General features: G+C 41.0%; 18 protein-coding genes. 7 read left to right on the forward strand and 11 right to left on the reverse strand.

What is annotated here, in order from left to right; genetic code table 11:
• Positions 1 to 16: 16 nt before the first annotated feature.
• The 3 genes from OCV24_RS06395 to OCV24_RS06405 all read right to left on the reverse strand — a co-directional run bounded on the left by OCV24_RS06395 (position 17) and on the right by OCV24_RS06405 (position 5412).
• Positions 17 to 1639: a UvrD-helicase domain-containing protein gene (locus OCV24_RS06395; RefSeq protein ID WP_150878470.1), complete on the reverse strand. Its 1623-nt coding sequence runs from the start codon at positions 1637 to 1639 to the stop codon at positions 17 to 19.
• A gap of 3 nt (positions 1640 to 1642) precedes the next feature.
• Positions 1643 to 3343 carry an ATP-dependent nuclease gene (locus OCV24_RS06400; protein ID WP_150878472.1) on the reverse strand — a complete coding sequence of 567 codons (1701 nt, stop codon included), beginning with the start codon at positions 3341 to 3343 and terminating at the stop codon, positions 1643 to 1645.
• Between the two features lie 560 nt (positions 3344 to 3903).
• Entirely contained in the window at positions 3904 to 5412 is a 1509-nt protein-coding gene (locus OCV24_RS06405; protein WP_017057489.1) for a DUF3360 domain-containing protein, read from the reverse strand.
• 315 nt (positions 5413 to 5727) lie between these two features.
• Between OCV24_RS06405 and OCV24_RS06410 the strand changes: the two genes are divergently transcribed.
• Entirely contained in the window at positions 5728 to 6066 is a 339-nt protein-coding gene (locus tag OCV24_RS06410; RefSeq protein WP_077680503.1) for a cytosolic protein, read from the forward strand.
• Between the two features lie 252 nt (positions 6067 to 6318).
• On the opposite strand, the gene OCV24_RS06415 is transcribed toward OCV24_RS06410, so the two are convergent.
• From OCV24_RS06415 to OCV24_RS06425, 3 genes are all read right to left on the reverse strand, one after another.
• Positions 6319 to 6957 (reverse strand): LysE family translocator, encoded by a 639-nt coding sequence (locus OCV24_RS06415; protein WP_017057487.1) that lies wholly within the window; start codon positions 6955 to 6957, stop codon positions 6319 to 6321.
• Positions 6958 to 7005: 48 nt separating this feature from the next.
• Positions 7006 to 7845, reverse strand: a complete 840-nt coding sequence (locus OCV24_RS06420) for a helix-turn-helix domain-containing protein (protein ID WP_046224053.1) — start codon at positions 7843 to 7845, stop codon at positions 7006 to 7008.
• A gap of 79 nt (positions 7846 to 7924) precedes the next feature.
• Positions 7925 to 8380, reverse strand: a complete 456-nt coding sequence (locus OCV24_RS06425) for an Lrp/AsnC family transcriptional regulator (protein ID WP_012604166.1) — start codon at positions 8378 to 8380, stop codon at positions 7925 to 7927.
• A gap of 142 nt (positions 8381 to 8522) precedes the next feature.
• Here OCV24_RS06425 and OCV24_RS06430 point away from each other — a divergent pair, with 142 nt between their 5' ends.
• Positions 8523 to 10334, forward strand: a complete 1812-nt coding sequence (locus OCV24_RS06430) for a PLP-dependent transferase (RefSeq protein ID WP_150878474.1) — start codon at positions 8523 to 8525, stop codon at positions 10332 to 10334.
• Between the two features lie 138 nt (positions 10335 to 10472).
• Here the strand turns inward: OCV24_RS06430 and OCV24_RS06435 are convergent, their stop codons facing one another.
• Positions 10473 to 10715 carry a hypothetical protein gene (locus OCV24_RS06435; RefSeq protein ID WP_102506880.1) on the reverse strand — a complete coding sequence of 81 codons (243 nt, stop codon included), beginning with the start codon at positions 10713 to 10715 and terminating at the stop codon, positions 10473 to 10475.
• A gap of 234 nt (positions 10716 to 10949) precedes the next feature.
• Positions 10950 to 11816 carry an acetyl-CoA carboxylase, carboxyltransferase subunit beta gene (gene accD / locus OCV24_RS06440; RefSeq protein WP_029627145.1) on the reverse strand — a complete coding sequence of 289 codons (867 nt, stop codon included), beginning with the start codon at positions 11814 to 11816 and terminating at the stop codon, positions 10950 to 10952.
• Between the two features lie 135 nt (positions 11817 to 11951).
• Between accD and OCV24_RS06445 the strand changes: the two genes are divergently transcribed.
• Positions 11952 to 12860, forward strand: a complete 909-nt coding sequence (locus OCV24_RS06445) for a LysR family transcriptional regulator (protein ID WP_150878476.1) — start codon at positions 11952 to 11954, stop codon at positions 12858 to 12860.
• A gap of 51 nt (positions 12861 to 12911) precedes the next feature.
• Here the strand turns inward: OCV24_RS06445 and OCV24_RS06450 are convergent, their stop codons facing one another.
• Positions 12912 to 13400: a YcxB family protein gene (locus OCV24_RS06450; RefSeq protein WP_102506882.1), complete on the reverse strand. Its 489-nt coding sequence runs from the start codon at positions 13398 to 13400 to the stop codon at positions 12912 to 12914.
• Between the two features lie 272 nt (positions 13401 to 13672).
• Between OCV24_RS06450 and OCV24_RS06455 the strand changes: the two genes are divergently transcribed.
• On the forward strand, positions 13673 to 14119 hold the full coding sequence (locus tag OCV24_RS06455; RefSeq protein ID WP_150878478.1) for a NifB/NifX family molybdenum-iron cluster-binding protein: 447 nt from the start codon (positions 13673 to 13675) through the stop codon (positions 14117 to 14119).
• Positions 14116 to 14313: a (Na+)-NQR maturation NqrM gene (gene nqrM, locus OCV24_RS06460; RefSeq protein ID WP_136979665.1), complete on the forward strand. Its 198-nt coding sequence runs from the start codon at positions 14116 to 14118 to the stop codon at positions 14311 to 14313. Before OCV24_RS06455 ends, nqrM begins: the two co-directional genes overlap by 4 nt.
• A gap of 43 nt (positions 14314 to 14356) precedes the next feature.
• Here the strand turns inward: nqrM and OCV24_RS06465 are convergent, their stop codons facing one another.
• The gene (locus OCV24_RS06465) at positions 14357 to 14635 is read right to left on the reverse strand and encodes a DUF134 domain-containing protein (protein WP_017057476.1); all 279 of its coding nucleotides are present in this window, start codon (positions 14633 to 14635) and stop codon (positions 14357 to 14359) included.
• 44 nt (positions 14636 to 14679) lie between these two features.
• On the opposite strand from OCV24_RS06465, the gene OCV24_RS06470 reads away from it, so the two are divergent.
• On the forward strand, positions 14680 to 15129 hold the full coding sequence (locus tag OCV24_RS06470; RefSeq protein WP_150878480.1) for a PaaI family thioesterase: 450 nt from the start codon (positions 14680 to 14682) through the stop codon (positions 15127 to 15129).
• A gap of 206 nt (positions 15130 to 15335) precedes the next feature.
• On the opposite strand, the gene OCV24_RS06480 is transcribed toward OCV24_RS06470, so the two are convergent.
• A complete protein-coding gene (locus tag OCV24_RS06480) occupies positions 15336 to 15539 on the reverse strand; it encodes a hypothetical protein (protein ID WP_017057474.1) in 204 nt (67 codons plus the stop codon).
• A gap of 727 nt (positions 15540 to 16266) precedes the next feature.
• Between OCV24_RS06480 and OCV24_RS06485 the strand changes: the two genes are divergently transcribed.
• Entirely contained in the window at positions 16267 to 17817 is a 1551-nt protein-coding gene (locus OCV24_RS06485; RefSeq protein WP_102506884.1) for a methyl-accepting chemotaxis protein, read from the forward strand.
• Positions 17818 to 17856: the final 39 nt, after the last annotated feature.

Consider the following 17856-nt stretch of genomic DNA (forward strand, 5'->3'; position numbering starts at 1 on the left):
TATCGAAGTAAATAAGCTATCTTCTTAGATTTGCTAATGTTGGTAACGAGATAAACTGAGAGGGTTGCCCATTAACAACTTTGCCCTGATACCCAAATCGTAAGTTACTTGTGACTAAAACACACCACTCTATAGCTCTAGTTATACCGACATAATGTAAATTTAAGCACTGTTCATAGTTTTCATAGATAACATCATAATTACCTTTAATGAAAACTCTTTTTGGCATAATCCAGTCGTATAAGTCCAAGTGGTAGACAACTTTAAACTCTAAGCCTTTAGCTTTATGAAGAGTCATAACTTGAACTTCATTATCATCAATAGGTTTGTACTGTTTCATCAAGTAATCATCAGTTAGAATTTTTGATACTTCCCTTTCTTCAATATTACTTAATGGCTGTATTCTTAGAAGATGAAATAAGCTGTTTATATATTGGATAATATTATTAGGAACCTCTTTTCGACAGTCTCTTATTTTATTTGAAATTAGGGAAAAATTGATGTCATTTTCATTAATATTCTTCAGTATTGTATTCATAACATCAGTAATCAGAGAAGAATGATCAAAGTAGAACCTAAGTAATGAGTTGGCAATTATCGCAGGTGTTGAGTTAATTTTTGCTAGATTAACATCCTCGTAGATACGCAAAGGCAAGTTGAAGTTATTCTTTATTACATCTAAAGATGAGTTATTTCTGACTAGAACTGCAATATCCTTGAGAACCAAACTTTTGTCATTTTCAATCAATTTTTCTATAGAGTTATTAACTGTAATCGCACACTGTGCTGGGGTGCCATCCAAGTTCCAATAAATTACCCTATTATCATCTGTATCTAATAGATGGCATTTCTCATTATAAAGTCTACTAGCATAATTAATTATAGAAGGATGGCATCTATGATTGATCGTAATCGAAAGAGCTTTGAATTTTTCATTATTCATCAGGTCATTTAGATACTTCGGATTACTTCCTCTAAATGCATAGATAGACTGCTGTATATCGCCGACAGAGATACACTTCAAATCTAGGGAGTGTAAATAGAGAAACAATGCATGTTGTGACTCAGAGGAATCTTGATATTCATCTACATATACGGCTGTATATCTAGATTTAATATATCTTCTGCATGACTTTGACGATTCAAGAACTTTGAGTGCGATAATACCATTAGCTTCTAATAACAAAATACCTTTAGATATTAGGTTGTAAATAGCCTCGGAATATCCTTTAAAGTTGTCGATGGTAATTAAGTTACCAGCAATACTTAGATCTGGTAAACCTAGTTTATCATCATCACTTAGATCAAAATAAGACATCGTATCTAAGTTTTTAGGTATATTATTATGAATACTATATAAGAATGGATAAACTATTTCGACTAGGCAGAAACTATCAATTGTCCCAAAAAAACTAGACTTTGTGTTAAAGCCATCTGATTTGCATTTCTTCTTTAGCTCTGAACTTGCTTTAACAGTAAAGGTGATACCAATAATACCCTTGTAGTCTGCTAATTGATTTAGCTCCTTTCTTATTTTTTCAACCATAACTGTAGTTTTTCCGCTACCAGGACAAGCGGTTAGCACCATGCTACCATCAAAAACGATAGCGGCATTTTGTTCATCGGTGAAAGTGAGCATATGTTATTCCGTCGCCAGTTTTTCAGCAAGCAAGAGAGGTTTTACAATATTTTTCGCTCTCAGGCTATCGAAGTCGATATTATCTTTTCTCAAAAACTCACTCATCCTAAGAGCCTTTTTTGATTGTAAGTATGAAACAATATTGGCCGTTCCAACCGAATCGGCAAAGGAATCGAGATCTGTCTTCAATTCACTATATAAGTCGTTTTCTAAATCTACTTTAGATAAGAATATTCCTTCTGGGTTTAGTATATTTGACGCATTCTGCCATGTGCCATTGGTAATGGTGTCTTGATGAGAAGTACCCAGTGGTACATTTTCATAATGGTTTAATCCTAGTATTGATAAACCTCTATTAATACCAGCTAATGACATCTCATCTTTATAAGGAACTTTTGAAATGTCGTTATCCGTTCTTAGAGTCCACTTTATGCCCATTGCATCTAATATACGAGTGTAAACTCCGAAATCGACGCCATCTACGCTCAATATTGAGATGTTATTGTAGTCTAAATCAACTCCGATTTTTGATGCTAACGAATTATAGAAAAGTACTTCGGATGGCCCTTCGACTAATAATACACATTTAGCGAAAAATGCCTCGGCAGGAAGAATACTCATTCGATAACCCATACCAACAAAAGTATCTTTGATTAATTCTGAACAACCGTTACTTGCAGCCTTAGTACCATTATTAGTAGGGACAAGACTAATTATAGAGTTTGGACTAAATTTGGACGCTATTTGAGGTGAATGACTTGTAATTATCGATTGACCAATCAGAGAATCAGAAAGGTAACTTGCTAATTTTCTCTGTTGATGCGGATGTAAATGAGCTTCAGGTTCTTCAATGCAATAAAATACAACCTCATGTTCGGGAACTATTTCTCTTTCGCTTTTTGCTTTCCATAATGATAATAGGATCTGATTATTTCTCCCATCTCCTCCTAGCATCAAGTTAGAACCCGATACCTTCGCCCCTAGTTCTAAGTTGTCGATGAATTGATTTACTTTTATAGCTCCAGAATCTAAATGTACCGAATATTCGGCGTTGTGGTGAGAAAGGTTCGTTAATTCATTATTTACAGACTGTGTTGCATCTTTCACGTAATTAAGCTTTCTAACTCTTTGGTTAATATTTTCTAATCCAATAGATATCTTTTTTGAAAGCTTCTCATCGTGTTCAATTTCTACGTCAGTTCTGCTATTTTGAGCTGATTTTAGTAGGCTTTTCTTCTCTTTATCAATAAATGATTTTAAATTTCTACTAGATTGAATGTACTTAAGGTTTATATGTCGTAAATAAAATCTTGAATTCTTAGCTTCTAAATTTTCGATAGTAGAACCAACAAATATTTTATAATCCAATGTATTACGATATGCTTTGTATACAAAATATGACTCCTCACTATCTGAAACATGCTCTTTAAGAATTGAAAGCGCTGCATCTTCTTTAATGTCAGAAAATTTTATAGTTATCGAAATTTCATCTGATTGCTCGCCGTTATCGCTAATACGAAAATCCGTTTCACTAGGCTCGATGTCTCTTTCAGATAAGGACTTATCAAGTAGAAGCCGTATGGCATAGACTAGGTTAGTTTTTCCTATGTCATTGCTACCTATAATCAATGTTTGTTTATTGAAGTTAATATTTGCATCGCTAAAGTTTCTAAACCCTTGAATACTAACGCTTTCAATTTTCATTAAAGAACACTCTGTTAACTTTTAAGAAGTTTGCATTGTAATTGATATCGGCTATGTTGCAATGTGATCAGTTACACATGATGTACTTATATTTTTTCAGCTAAGGTGAGTTTTAATGGTATGTAAATAGCTTATTTAACTGATGTTTCATTGTGTTGTTAATATGTATTGGGTTTAATGTTGGATCATTGACGACGTAAGATTTACAGACCCGATATTTAACTCTATTTAAGTTGCCCCCGTTTTTTAACAGTTGGCCTGTCTAAAGCTTCACACTTTATAGTGACTATATTGATTGAGAGGGGCGCTTTCTGTGTTCCCTCCAAAGTAAGTAGAGAGACACTATGAAACGTTTAATTCTAAACATCACACTCTTGCTATTCATGGCTCTTGGTAGCATGAATGCCGTAGCTCACGGTTCAACTGTTAAAGCGATGAACTAGGTCCGTTGTAACCGTTAGATTGATAAAACTAGGGCCTCGCACGTGCGAGGCCTTTTGTATTCTGACCAAAACTTAATAACAGCAAGGGCCAAATATTCAATAAATCTTATTTAGAAGTTAACGAAAACTTGGGATAATCGCCGGTACTCCTGGTAGGAGACCAACCAACGCCATTACGCCACTTAGCACAATAAACATAATGCCAGGCAACACCCAACGGCTCATTTTACTCAGTTTACCGCTACGTTCTTTACAACCTATCAGGCCTAAGTTATCCAACAGCATGGTGAGAGACCAGCCAAATGCGGGGTTAACGAGCGCTGAAGAAAATACAACAATCGCTGCCGATTGCGTGGTTTTTCCTTCACGCGTCATTTCCATTCCAGCTTCTAGCAACGGAACAAATACCCCAACAATGAGCGCAACACAAAGTACGGGTTGCCATATCGCTAGATCCATTGGGTAGCCCCAAACTGCGGCGATGATACAGAACAGAGCCGTCAGCAAAGCGCCAGCAGGTATAGGGCGTTTCGCAATCGCCGCCGGTACGATGTAAGTACCCCATGAAGACGTAAAGTTAGTACCGCCAAGCAGAGAACCGAACGTTTGACGAATCGAAGCCGTGGTCATGGTATCGTCAATGTTCATGTGTACTTTTTCGGTACGTTCTGGATAGCTGATCTTTTGGAATACTTGATGTCCTAAGAAATCTGGTGACCACATCGCTACGGCAAGAATCGCAAACGGCAATACCACCATGAAGTGTTCAATCGTTGGTAGGCCTAGCATCCAACCTGTATCTTCTCCCCACCAATACATAGGGTTCATGTTAGGTAAGCCTGGCTCAGTGTGGAAAGCAAATGGTGCACCCATGGCAAACGCAATCGTACCACCCAATAAGCAACTAAGAGGGACGGCTAACCAACGTTTGCGGAAATGTTCTAATAAAGCGTACAAAATGATGGTGCAAAAGATCACGACAAACGCGATATGGCTCATACCTATTCCCTCAGCCCAAGCGAACAGTTTCTTAACTTGAGAGGCGGTTCCAACAAAACCGAGGTAGAGCAATAAGCCGCCACACACGCCTTTACTGGTGAGGTTGGCCAACATGCTGCCACCTTTACTGATGGCTAAGATGAGGCCAAAAGCGCCAATCAGTAACCCAAAGGCCATAGGGTGTCCGCCTGCTGCAACGACAATTGGAATTAAAGGGATGAGTGGGCCGTGTGTACCGGCGAGGTTCGCGGTAGGTAATAAAAAGCCAGAGAATAGAATGATGAAAACAGAGGCGATGAGTAGTTCATAACGAACGTTTTCTAAAATAAAGCCTTCATTTAGCCCGAGCGCCCCGGCAAAGGTGGCTGCTATCGCTCCCACCATAACCACTTTACCAATGGTAGCGGCCATCGCTGGGATGGTGTCTTCTATCTCAAATCGATAATCTTTAAACGGCAAATTGGGACGCCAGCGTTTAGGCGCCATGATTTGTAACTCATGCTCTAAATATTGTTCGCGGGATTCAAATTCCGATCTTGGTTTATGTTGTTGTTCATAAGTGAGTTCGTCCTCATTGGTTTGAGGCTTATCTGGTCGTATATTTACGGACTCTAAAGTACTGCTCATTCTGATTCCTTTTGCTCACACATCTAGATGTGTTATTCCAACAAACGTTATTGACTCACGCAGAAGCGCAAACAATGTGTCAACTTATAATTAAAAACTCATTAACATTTAGTTGCTAGTACCTTATACCAAACCAAAAAAAACAAACAGTCTCAGACAGTTAGACATTAGTCGTAGAGTAAGTCGACAAGTATTAGGCTTTGTAGATAGTGTGTATCTGACTATTTGTAGATCCTTAATTTCTCCCACGTTCTGTACTTGATAATGATAGAATCCCCGCATCTGAATTATCGAGAAACTAGGTATTTATAAACAATGTTTATCCATCACGTTAACGGCATCGACTGGCTGGTGATTACAGCTTTTGAAGAACTAAAACCGATGTTTATCGAAGATGCTGGTCCAATTCCATCTTACTTTTCTACCGCCAGTGAATTGAGCCTGATTGATCAAGCCAAGCGCAGCTATGGATTTTTACCGACACTCCGCGGTGTGATCACCGATACCGGTACGTATCAAAGTAAAGATCTTGAAGAAGATTTGAACCCACAGCTGGCGTGTATCGTTGAAGGGCGTGGTCGGGTGTTTATCTACCACGGCGACTATGTGGCTTTTGTCGATGACGAGCAAACCTTCATTACCCGAATGAACTGAAAATTATTCGAAGGTTTAGGTTGGTTAATTGGCACCTCTAACAAGGAATGGGGCTGGTCTGAACTCGTTATTTCTGCTTGCGCGAAGATGGACATTTCTGAGTTATGAGGATTGGACTGTTGTTACGCACCAGATAACTGTTAACATCCCTAACATCGAATACCACCGCTGTTAGCGGTGGTCGATTTGCGTTGAAATGGGTATTTCATTGTCAACAATTCACGCTGATATGTTTACGAAAAATGCTGTGTTTTAAGCAGGCAGATAGTCTACGAATAGTACTACGCCGAAAAAGATAAGAACAACACCCGCACCTCTTTCCACTAGGTGTATGCTGCGCTTCAGATATTGTTGTATACGAGGTTGTCCAATTGCCACAGCAATCAATAAATTCCAAAGAAGAACAGCAAGAAACATCCATACACCAGAAGACATTTGCTGAACTAGTGTAACTTCACTTCCTAGAATGACCGTCATGAGACTCATATAGAATAAAGCGTTCTTAGGGTTAAGTAGTGCTGAATTTAGGCCGAGTAATAGTTGTTTTATTGCAGAAGGGACTTTTTCTTGCTCTGCTTCAAGGAGAGTCTCATTTCTTTTACTTTTAAGTAGCCTTGTACCAATCCACAGTAGGTAAATAGCACCTAAAACTTCAACCACCGAAAAGATCACTGGATTATCACGAATACTCGTCCATCCAAGTATTGCTATCATGATATAGACTGCATTTCCCATCGCAACTCCAAGACAAATAAACTGGCTTCCTTGCAGTTTATGTCGGATTGAATGAGCTACGATCAGGAAAAAATCTTGACCAGGGCTTAATAGTGCGACGAAATGGGCTATTGCCAAAGCAGGAAATGCCACAGGGAAAAGGGTAGTAAACAACATTAATAATTACCTATAGTTAAATTATTATCGAACTATAGATTTTTTCGTCTAGGAATTATTGTCGAAAATTGACGTTACCCGCTGGTATTGCCGTGGTGTAGAAGCAGTATAGTTAACAAAAGCACGATGTAATTGACTTTGATCTGAGTAACCAACTTCTGTGGCGACATCAACTATATTCATGCCGCATTTCAATAAGAGCTTGGCTTTTTCAACGCGGGTATTATTTAAAAATGATTTGGGAGTTATACCAAAGCGACGTTTGAAACTTCTGATTAATGACTCTTTAGGTCGTTTAAGCTGTTGAGAAATAACATTTAGTGATGGTGGGTTAGCTATATTCTCTAACAGTAAATTTCTTACCTTATAGGCAAACTCGTCATCATTTTCTCGAACGGTCAATGGTGAGCAAAAAAAACTCAGTAGATTTAACACTTCACGATTGACTTCCAAAACAAGTTCTTGAGATTCCTGCTCTAGCAGTTCGCAAATTAAGTCTGTCAGACTCTTCTCTGTTCCACTGTATGTAAACAGGTTTTGGTCACAAATAAATTGAGTGACCTCATATCCATATAAAGTTGAAAGCATTTCACAACACCATGCTTTATCGACATAAAGCATGTGGTAACTACGAGGCTTGCCGTCAACTGGATTGCAAGCGTGAACCTTACTCGGTTCAATCAGAATGATATCATCTTCATTGAGGATGACATGTTCCCCATTCATAGATAAACAAGTCGATCCTGACTTAATGATCCCAACTGATAACTCCGAGTGGCTATGGGCTTTGTAACCTTGAGTACTGTTATATGTGGTTCGAATTGTCAGGTGTGGAACACGTTTGCTACTCCAAAATTGCTGATTGATGTCACGAACAGTATTAGCCACGATATGAAATTCCAAGATACGCTACATATCTATCGTATTTCATAAAATAGCTTTACACAATGCTCAGCCCTAGCGGAATTTACCTCACTGGCAACTTGGTCTTTGTTTTTACCTGACCAAAGGCGAAGCTGGATTCAATAGACGCAATATTAGGCAGGCGAGTTAATTGCTTACGGATGAACTGCTCGTAGCTTTTGAGCGATTCACTGACCACATGCAATAGGTAGTCGTGATTGCCTGTCATTAAAAAGCACTCTAATACTTCATCAATCACTTCAATGTGCTGTTCAAAGTCTCGCATGTTTTCTTCTGTCGGCTTTTCAAGCTTCACCAACACAAACACATTCACAGGCAACCCGCACGCTTCTTGGTCGACACTGGCGTGATAGCCGCGAATAATCCCTTGTTTCTCTAATGCTCGAACTCGACGCAAACAAGGAGAGGGCGACAGTGCCACGCGATCGGCCAATTCTTGATTAGTCAGGCGGGCGTTGCTTTGCAGTTCAGCCAGTATTTTCTTGTCGATCTCATCCATTGGCATATCCCATCAATATTGAATTTTATTTGGCAATATTATTGCTCAAAGTGTATGTCTTACTTCGCAAATAGCAATTTTTAACATCTGCCCAAAACTAAAATTAAAGGAGAAATAACAAGCATGGAATGACTTAGGAACTATGAATACTTCAACTCAACTTAGCCCGCTGCGAAAAACCACCAAACACGAACAAGCAGAAGCACTTGCCATTGAGCAAGCCAAGCATTTTGGTATCGACCCAAACAGTGATTACGGCATCACGCTGATTGAACTGGCTACAACGCTGTACCAAGCCAATACCAAGACACACGACCTTTGGGCGCTGACTGTTGATGGACTTTCAGAACTCGACAAAAGTGACCGAATCGCTTGGTTTAACGCTAAACGTTTCTTGTCATTCCAGATCGCGAAGATCCTCGATAACCTGCAAAACCCAATGCGTGCCACTTACCAGTCTATTGCCACCAACAATGGTAATTTTGCCTCTAAAGGTGCGTATCCTATCTTCGATAATGTTGCTGCTATCTTTTCTGCAAGCCCTGTTATTACGCGCACCGCGACCTATTTGTTTGCGTGTACAGAATGGATTGAAGACGCCTTCAACGGTAAAGAGCCGCTGCACGATATCTATTCTCGACTGCTTAACCCGACATCGATCTCACTGGCTAATCATATGGTTGATATTGAGGCTGGTTCTAGAGCGAACGAGTATCTAGCTTGGAACTTCAACTCAGGGATGGCGGCCATTGATGGGTTGTTGAGCCACTTGCTCGGGCATGAAGACATTGTCTTGGCTTCACGTAATATCTACGGCGGTTCTTACCAGTTGTTGGAAGATTGGTTTGGCAAGCCTTCTAATTTGAATGTCGCGGTAGAGTGGGTGGATGGTTACTCCGGTGATGAGTTTGCGACGCGACTTGATGAGCTTGCCGATAAATACGCAGATCGCCTCGCTGCGGGCAAGAAAATCTACGTCTACCTAGAGTCACCGTGTAACCCGCATGGATACGTGTTGGATGTTGCTAGTATCAGCAAAGCTGGTCACTCTCGTGGCTGGGATGTGATTGTTGACTCGACAGTGGGCACGCCTTTATTACATCCAGTACTGAAACGTGATGATGTGATGGAAAGGCCCGATTATGTCATTCACTCTTACACAAAAGAACTGGCGGGTTCTGGCATCACAACTGCTGGGGTTGTGATTGGTCGCAATGAGACTATGTTTGTGCCAAAAGGAGAGGAGGTGATTTTCACCAAACCTAACGGTGACGAGGCCAAAATCCCATGGAACGAAACGCTGTTTTGGAATGTGTATTACATCAAAGGCGCGTTCTTAGACGCAGACAAAGCGTTTGAAGTGCTCAATGGCATGAAGACTTATGAGATGCGTGTGGTGCAAAAAACCATCAACACCCTGACTCTCGCGAAGATCTTTGATGCACACCCTGATATCAATGTCTCATGTCCTGCTTTGCCAGACAGCGATAACTATGAACACTGCCAGAACAACATGTACTTGGGGCTACCAGCTGCGCTGTTTACTATCGATATGGAAGGTAACGGCGATCGTGCGCCAATCAATCGAGATGGGTTCAAACAGTTCTTCGACATGCTTGAGCCCGCAATCGGCATGCAAGTGAGTTTGGGGCAAACCAATACCGTGGCGCTGTGTCCGGCACTGACTACGCACTCAGAACTCAGCGATGAGGCACTCAATGAAGCTGGCATCAAACCGACCACAATGCGTATCTCTATCGGTTTGGAAGACCCTCGAATGTTCATTGCTCATATTGTCGAGGCCGCTAAATTGTCGATTGACCGTAAGCATGCCGACTTCTCATCGAGCTTCCCTAGTGGTGACAGTATCGATGAAATCTATATGCAAACCTATATGGATGTGCACCAAAGGTTTGTGAAGAGCTTGCCGAAGTTCAGTCAGCTTACTCAGTAACTTAGGTCAGTAAGGAAAGTTTGCAAGATCAGTCAGTTAAAAGGCCGTAAATAAAAAAGCACCCTGCTGACTCAATAGTCGGTAGGGTGCTTTCTCGATATAGAACCTAGGGACCATATTGGTTTACCAAGTCGCTTACTATTTAGGCTGGTGGCCTGTCTTTTTCGCAAGCTCTTGCATAGCCTCGGCAAACGTTGTTGTTCCGCCTTTCGCTTTAACCTGAACCACCTTATATCCTTGGCTTTCCAGCGCTTGGCGCTCTTCTAAAACGGCTTTGTCATCTGGTTGACTGCCTTGCACTGGCTGATGAATGTAACACCCTTCTAATTGACCATCTTCGACCAGTTGGTGGTGTTTCAGTGTATTGATATCAAAATTCATAGTAAGTCTTTTCGTTTTAAATGGAGAGTCTCTGTGGCAAAGGCCGCGAGTCTTTATAATTTTATGGTTTGTACAATAGGCATTTTAACCATAAGAAGCTAGTGCAAATTAAGCAATCCAATGGAATGTAACTGGGTACGGGTCTGTTCAGTGATAAAGAATGTTCTCCCCCTCGGTCGTTAATCTAAAGAGATTGTTGTTCGTCATTTGAGGGGGAGCTAGAGGGGAAGGTTTTTAATGATCAACTTGAATCTGAGTGTTGGTCATCATCGCGATGAGTCTGGCGGCACGTTTACGCATATCACGTCTATCAACAATCATATCTAAAGCGCCATGTTCTAGTAAGAACTCACTTTGTTGAAAATCGTCAGGTAATTTTTCTCGTACTGTTTGTTCAATCACTCTTCGTCCTGCAAACCCGATTCGCGCTTTGGGTTCACCAATATTTATGTCACCAAGCATTGCTAAACTGGCCGAGACACCGCCAAAGGTTTGATCGGTTAATACCGATATATAAGGGAGCTTTGCATCTGATAGTCGCTTTAACGCAGCACTGGTTTTTGCCATTTGCATTAACGCCATGAGCGACTCCTGCATACGGGCACCACCACATGCGGAAAAGCAAACCAGTGCACAGTTTGATGCAATTGCTTGATTGACGGCGTCCACAAATCGAGCACCGACAACCGATCCCATAGATCCAGCCATAAAAGAAAATTCGAAAGCGCACGCCACAACAGGCATTCCGAGCAACTCTCCTTGCATTGCGACTAATGCATCTTTTTCGCCTGTACTTTTTTGGGTTAAGGCAAGGCGCTCGGTGTAGCGTTTATTGTCTTTAAAATTGAGTAAATCTTTCGGCTCATGTTGTTTGCCTAACTCAGTTCTTTCGCCTTTATCTAAAAATGTATCCAAACGAAGACGTGCTGTCATTCGCATGTGGTGCTCACATTTAGGGCACACCTCTAGGTTCTCCTTAAGGGCAATGCGGTAAAGGACCTGATCACAGGATGGGCATTTGGTCCATACCCCTTCGGGAATTGATGTCTTACGTGTACTTATTAACTTCTTTTTATCTAACAGTTTTTCTAACCAGCTCATGGTGAGACCTTATTCTAATCGCTCTAGTGATTAGTATTGTATTAGCCTGTTATTGGTAATAAAGTGTCTAATATTGGCTTTATAATCCAATTTAATGGGATTAATGGGGCTAGAGAGATAGGAGGGGGTGATGTAATGCTTGAAAAGATTGACCAACAATGGCTTAAGAGTTTTCACTGTGTTTATGAGAATAATAGCTTTAAGAGAGCTGCGGAGTTTCTGTGTTTGCCGACCTCAAATGTCAGTCGTCATATCGCGTTGTTAGAAGAGCAGCTAAATGCTCGACTTTTTGATAGAACGACGCGCCGAATTGCTTCAACAGAAGCAGGAGACCACCTCTACCTGCGAACTCAGCCATTGTTGGACAAGCTCAATGATGCGCTTGAAGAGGTCACACAACATTCTCGTGAGGTGATGGGGCAGCTCAATGTACTCATGCCAGATTCACCGGAGTTAGCCCAAGCCGTCGTTTCTTTTTGTACCCAGCACCCTTCCATTTCATTGTGTTGTGATACGAACATCAGCCCTAAAGAAGACTTTGTGGACGGCTTTGACGTTATTCTGAGTTTTCACCGAGGGAAGCTCGAAGACAATAATTGGATAGCCAAGGAGATCAAGCGATGGCCAAGTGCTGTTGTAGTGGCCCCTAAACTTCTGAAAAAATCCCTTAGACCTTTCAAGATTACCGATTTGAAACACATACCTTGCATTAACAGTTTTACCGCATTGAAAGGGACTCCTTGGGTTTTCAAATCCTTAACAGGTGAACTTATCACGCAAAGGGTGCAATCTGCATTTAAGGTCAACAGTGGGCAGCTTGCTAAAGCTGGCGCATTGGCTGGATTGGGGTTTGCGATACTCCCTGCCGAATTCTGTCGCGAGGAAATAGATGCTGGCTATCTGGAAGTTACGGAACTTGAATACAAACCTGAAGACTTAGTGTTGTATGCCTTTTATGCTTCTAGAAAACACATAGCGAAAAAGGTGCCAATATTCATTGAACACCTACAGCGTCAAGCAAATCTTGATTTACACATATATTGATAAACCTAAATTAGAGGGCGTTAGAAGGGGAGCTAAGCAAAAAAGACTGGCTTACTTTGATGCTTCGTGCTGCTCAATCATGAACGCGATTGCTTCTTCGCTTAAACAAGACTTGCTGACATACTGGCGCTGTTTACCGATATGAAGGATGAACCCTAAATCAGTTTGTTGAAGTTCGTCGATTTGATTCCACGCGATAGTATTCGTGGTTTTATGGTTTTTGTAACTCACTCCGTTAGCATCACCTTGAAACACGACTTTGCTGCCAGCACCAGAGCTTATTCTTTGTCGCCATAACCACCAGGTTCTCTTGCAATACACACTGAACGCTTCAATCACACTCAAAACAATAAAAAACCAGCCAACGTAACCGTTCGGTAGTAGCTCAAACTCTAATAGAACCACACCAAAAACAAGAAACAATATTCCCTTTAAATAGGCTTTTGGAAATTGAGTTGGAAGGCTAGTTTGATCATAACACTCTGCGAAAAACGTCTTATCGAGGGTGTATTCTGTGGTGAAACCGGATTCTTTAGACATGTGTGGCTACTTTAGTGCTCTTTGTGAATGGGCTTTCTGTGAATGGGAATTCTACGCCGTGCTCTCGCAACTCGAGCATTGTATCGTTTCTCGGTGCTTTTCTTTAGCGGTTTTGATTCTATTTTGTAAATCAATAATACCGTAGTGGATTACTCGTTGAGATAAACACACGACGCTAGGTATGCAATCTAATTTTTCACACAATAGTTATTGGCATATGCTAATAATGGGGCGTATGCTGAACTCCTGATCATCAATAACAGGAAGTTACTATGTTATACGCAGTACCTTGTCGCGACCTTCATGTCGGCAACCATTTTGCCCGTTCCCCACAGATCGCGATTGTCGATGAACAACGACAGATAAAACAGATTGTTCCTTTGATTGACTCCGACACCTCTTGCAATAAAAAGAAGCAATGGATTTCGGTTCTCCGTTCTTACGATGTGAAATCTGTGGTGGTTCGTTATATTGGTAAGAAGATGCTGGCGCACTTGTTCAATAACGATATTCGAGTCTTGGCATCGAGAGGTAAGGCAGAAGTCGGGGCTTTGGATTTCGACAATCTACGGGAAGTGACTGATCTCGATTATGGTCGTGAGTCGAGAAATAGCGGGTGTAGCAATAAAACGTGTGGCGAGAAAAGGCACAAAAAACAAGCTTCGATTCCAATGGCACACCCTAATCAGTTAGGCGCTATTCGAGGGTTCCGAAAATGACTTTTTTGTTGACGCTATTGGGATTTGTAGGAGTCGTTACATTGATGGCGATAGGTGTCATTTTTTCGCGCAAGCCAATCAAAGGCAGTTGTGGAGGATTGGCGCAGTTAGATATTGAGCGCGAATGCAATTGCAAAGATGTGTGTGAAGGACCAAGCCGAAAGCTGTATCAGATTACTGAGCCATCACATTGATATTATTTGAGAGCCTCGAGATAAACAAAGTTAAAGCTTCGGATTATGAGCTTTGAATGACTAATGCATGGCCGTTGACGATGCATTTGGCGACTTTCGCTCGTGCACGTTTAATGATGTTGCCGAACGTTTGGCGAGACACTTGCATTTGCTCGGCGGCTTCAAGTTGGCTCAGACCTTCTTGATCCGCTAAGCGCAAGGCTTCCAATTCTTCTAACAGCAGTTCTTCCTTATGAAGCTCATCCATAGGAACACCATTGGGCTTGAAACAAGAGTAAGCCGCACGGGTACATAACTGGCGATGTTTTTTTGGTCGAGCCATATCAATCTCTAGGAATCTAAGGGTAAAAAGGAATAAGAGTAAGTATGAAGGTTTTCATTCCTCACAACCATCGGCGTTGCCAAGTATGCAGCCAAAACTTTTTTTCAGACAGCCCAATTTGCTTTGAAGCTGTTAGCGAGCATGAGACTTTAACTAAGCATGAGGCAGTAGCTAAATATAAAACCAAGGCCAAGATTGTACCAACAGATAAAGCTGAGGGCTACGATGGCATGATGCAGGGCGGCATTGTCACCACACTGCATGACAGCGCGATGCTACATTGTCTATTTCAGAATGATATCAAGGCGATGACGGTGAGTTTAGCGTCTCGCTTTCATCACCCAATAGCGATTGGACAGGAGCTAGAAGTTCGCGCACATTGGGTCAAAATCAGACGCAACATTCACTTCTTAGAGAGTAAAATCACTCAGAATGGGAGGCTGTGTTCGTCAGCACAGAGCCAGTTTATGTCAGTTTCTAGCTATCAAACTTAAGCTTGGTATAGCGGTGTTGCTTTATCAGCTATAAAAGTCCAACTACGGTTTCATCATCACAGAAAATAACCCGTATGAAGAAGAGATAACCCGCGCACTGCTGCAAATTCGGGAGTCTTGGAAGTGACGTGAAATCTTAGTCGAATACTTTTCGGACAAGTAATTGACATCTGCTACATACGCCAAGGATTTTTGGTGGTGTTTCGTTACTGCTGGTCTGAACCAGAGGCTTTGTTTTTCTTGAAGTATTTGAACGCTGTCCAAACAACATAAGCGGCAACACCCACAATCAATGCTGAGCGAAGGAGAATCGGCGCATCATGCTCAAGTTGGCTAACGTGAGGCACGATACTAGCAAACAATCGACTGGTGAAAAGCAGCCCCATCACTAACATAATAACTTTATTCATGTGACCTGCCATTTCATTAGATGCGTTACACAGAACCAGCTATCGGCGGGTTAAGTTATTAATGCCACCAAGAACGGCCCTGCTCGGAAATAAAAGCATGCGCTTCTCAAACGTAACCGTCAACGCGATATCAGTTGAAAACCAGTAAGCTAAAGTTTCGTTTTTGGAAGTGGGTTGTACTGCAAGGTGGAGTTAGCTTAAGAAATAAATAAGAGTGCCAAAAGAACCAAAACCTTTACGCCAGTATATTTGCTTATTATTAGCGAGATAAAAACAGTGCCTTTATTCTCGGTAAAGTGGTTACCTTTGGGATCTGTTAAGCCATTTTAAGATGATATTTTTATTTCAAGTTTATATTAGACTTTAATTGTACAATCTTGTTAGTTTTTAGTGATAAAAGTTGAAGATAGCGAAATATTTGGGGCGATACGCTATGACCTTGTGAAATGTGATGTTGAGCAATCCCGTTTTATTTTTCATAAGCTAACCTTATTTCATATTGATATGAAATAGATTGAATTGATATGAGTGAGTATGCCGTTTGGATTTGTTGAGTAACCTTTGGGCTGATCTGATATCTACTTTACTCAATGAAAAATCATATCAAATCAATGGCTAGTGGTTTTTGATAGGGTGAGGTGGTGAATCGCGCTCTATTTTAGCACAGTGTGACATGGACGGGTCGCACAATAAATTGGCTGTTATCTCGTTTAAATAGGGAATATTTATGGCAGAGCAAGAGTATGATTACCCCGATTCGTATAATTTAATTTCAGTGACGGACCCTTCTAGCAAAATCAAGTATGCAAGCCCCCATTTTAATGAAGTTGCAGGCTATAAGGAAGGAGAGCTAATAGGTGAGTATCACAATGTAGTTCGCCACAGTGATATGCCTAAAGCCGCATTTAAGGACTTGTGGGGGCACATTCAGTCAGGAAATAACTGGATGGGTATGGTAAAAAACCAACGAAAAGGTGGCGGTTATTATTGGGTTGATGCTTTTGCTTCTCCTTTAAAAGAAGACAATGAGATTGTTGAGTATCAGTCTGTTCGGTTTAAACCAAAAAGAGAATATGTTGCACGAGCAGCTAAAGCATATAGTACTTTGAATAAGGGAAAAACACCGCTTAAGCTTATATTACCTAAAACAAGGCTTTGGCAGCGTCAAACTTTCATTTCGATATGGTTAATGGGAGGTGTTTATGCGCTTCACCTTAATCAAGTCATAACGGTACTGCAAAGTTTCTTCATGTTATTTTTGGCGGGGGCAATCTCAATTTATATTTTGACGCGCCGTTTAGAAAGTATTTGTAAAATAGCAAAAGAGGAATTTAACAACCCTCTGATGGAGCATATTTATTTCGGTAAAGTGGATGATTTATCTGAAATTGCTTTGGGAATGAAAGCGCGGAAGCAATATACAAAAGCATTACTGGGTAGAATACGGATTTCGGTGAGTGACTCATGCGAAATGACCCTCAAGCAGGCGAATAAAACGGCAGAATCGAACGCTACTGTGTCTGACAATCTGGAAAACCAAAAGACAGAAATTGATATGGCAGCTACTGCTATCAACGAAATGCAGGCGGCTTCAAGTGAAATCTCTCAAAATGCGCAAGGTACGTTGGACTCCACTTTTAGTACGCAGCAAGAGCTTTTATCTTGTCAGAAAGAGTTAAACCAAGTCGAAGAAAATTTTGTCGACCTCACTAATGAATTGGATAACATATCGACAATATCACTTTCTGTAGAAAGGGAGACGCAGCAAATTAGTTCCGTCATAGAGATGATTAACGCGATTGCAAACCAAACCAATCTGTTAGCACTTAATGCCGCGATAGAAGCCGCACGTGCGGGCGATTCAGGAAGAGGGTTCTCGGTAGTGGCGGATGAGGTAAGAGTACTTGCTCAAAAAACGCAAGAAGCAACAACAGAGATCCAAGCTGTTATTGAAAAGTTATGTGCGGGAAGTGGCCAGTCAGTCATTGCCGTTAACAATGGTACTGAAAAAGCGAAGCGCACTCAAAGTACGATTCAATCAACCCTAGAAAGTCTCACTTCATTGAGTGAAAAAGTACAGGGAGTGGTTGATAGGAATAATCAGATAGCCGTAGCTATTGAAGAGCAAGTCAATGTATCAGAAGAGATTAACCAGAATATTCTTTCTATTCACAGTAAAGCAGAAGCTTCGCACACTCTAATGGAAGACAGTAAAAAGCAATATGAGCAAAGTGTGTTCAGTTTGAATGAGTTAAGAAAAGGGGTAGCCCGATTTTAATAAGCATCATTTAGCCAGTTAATAAGCATTGTTTCCTAA

Origin of the sequence: Vibrio kanaloae (genome assembly GCF_024347535.1) — a bacterium.
Lineage (GTDB): Bacteria > Pseudomonadota > Gammaproteobacteria > Enterobacterales > Vibrionaceae > Vibrio > Vibrio kanaloae.

What these genes read in the sequence shown, in the direction of transcription:
- OCV24_RS06395 (WP_150878470.1), bottom strand. Translation starts at nt 1,639, where the DNA reads ATGCTCACTTTCACCGATGAACAAAATGCCGCTATCGTTTTTGATGGT.
- OCV24_RS06400 (WP_150878472.1), bottom strand. Translation starts at nt 3,343, where the DNA reads ATGAAAATTGAAAGCGTTAGTATTCAAGGGTTTAGAAACTTTAGCGAT.
- OCV24_RS06405 (WP_017057489.1), bottom strand. Translation starts at nt 5,412, where the DNA reads ATGAGCAGTACTTTAGAGTCCGTAAATATACGACCAGATAAGCCTCAA.
- OCV24_RS06410 (WP_077680503.1), top strand. Translation starts at nt 5,728, where the DNA reads ATGTTTATCCATCACGTTAACGGCATCGACTGGCTGGTGATTACAGCT.
- OCV24_RS06415 (WP_017057487.1), bottom strand. Translation starts at nt 6,957, where the DNA reads ATGTTGTTTACTACCCTTTTCCCTGTGGCATTTCCTGCTTTGGCAATA.
- OCV24_RS06425 (WP_012604166.1), bottom strand. Translation starts at nt 8,380, where the DNA reads ATGGATGAGATCGACAAGAAAATACTGGCTGAACTGCAAAGCAACGCC.
- OCV24_RS06430 (WP_150878474.1), top strand. Translation starts at nt 8,523, where the DNA reads ATGAATACTTCAACTCAACTTAGCCCGCTGCGAAAAACCACCAAACAC.
- OCV24_RS06435 (WP_102506880.1), bottom strand. Translation starts at nt 10,715, where the DNA reads ATGAATTTTGATATCAATACACTGAAACACCACCAACTGGTCGAAGAT.
- accD (WP_029627145.1), bottom strand. Translation starts at nt 11,816, where the DNA reads ATGAGCTGGTTAGAAAAACTGTTAGATAAAAAGAAGTTAATAAGTACA.
- OCV24_RS06445 (WP_150878476.1), top strand. Translation starts at nt 11,952, where the DNA reads ATGCTTGAAAAGATTGACCAACAATGGCTTAAGAGTTTTCACTGTGTT.
- OCV24_RS06450 (WP_102506882.1), bottom strand. Translation starts at nt 13,400, where the DNA reads ATGTCTAAAGAATCCGGTTTCACCACAGAATACACCCTCGATAAGACG.
- OCV24_RS06455 (WP_150878478.1), top strand. Translation starts at nt 13,673, where the DNA reads ATGTTATACGCAGTACCTTGTCGCGACCTTCATGTCGGCAACCATTTT.
- nqrM (WP_136979665.1), top strand. Translation starts at nt 14,116, where the DNA reads ATGACTTTTTTGTTGACGCTATTGGGATTTGTAGGAGTCGTTACATTG.
- OCV24_RS06465 (WP_017057476.1), bottom strand. Translation starts at nt 14,635, where the DNA reads ATGGCTCGACCAAAAAAACATCGCCAGTTATGTACCCGTGCGGCTTAC.
- OCV24_RS06470 (WP_150878480.1), top strand. Translation starts at nt 14,680, where the DNA reads ATGAAGGTTTTCATTCCTCACAACCATCGGCGTTGCCAAGTATGCAGC.
- OCV24_RS06480 (WP_017057474.1), bottom strand. Translation starts at nt 15,539, where the DNA reads ATGAATAAAGTTATTATGTTAGTGATGGGGCTGCTTTTCACCAGTCGA.
- OCV24_RS06485 (WP_102506884.1), top strand. Translation starts at nt 16,267, where the DNA reads ATGGCAGAGCAAGAGTATGATTACCCCGATTCGTATAATTTAATTTCA.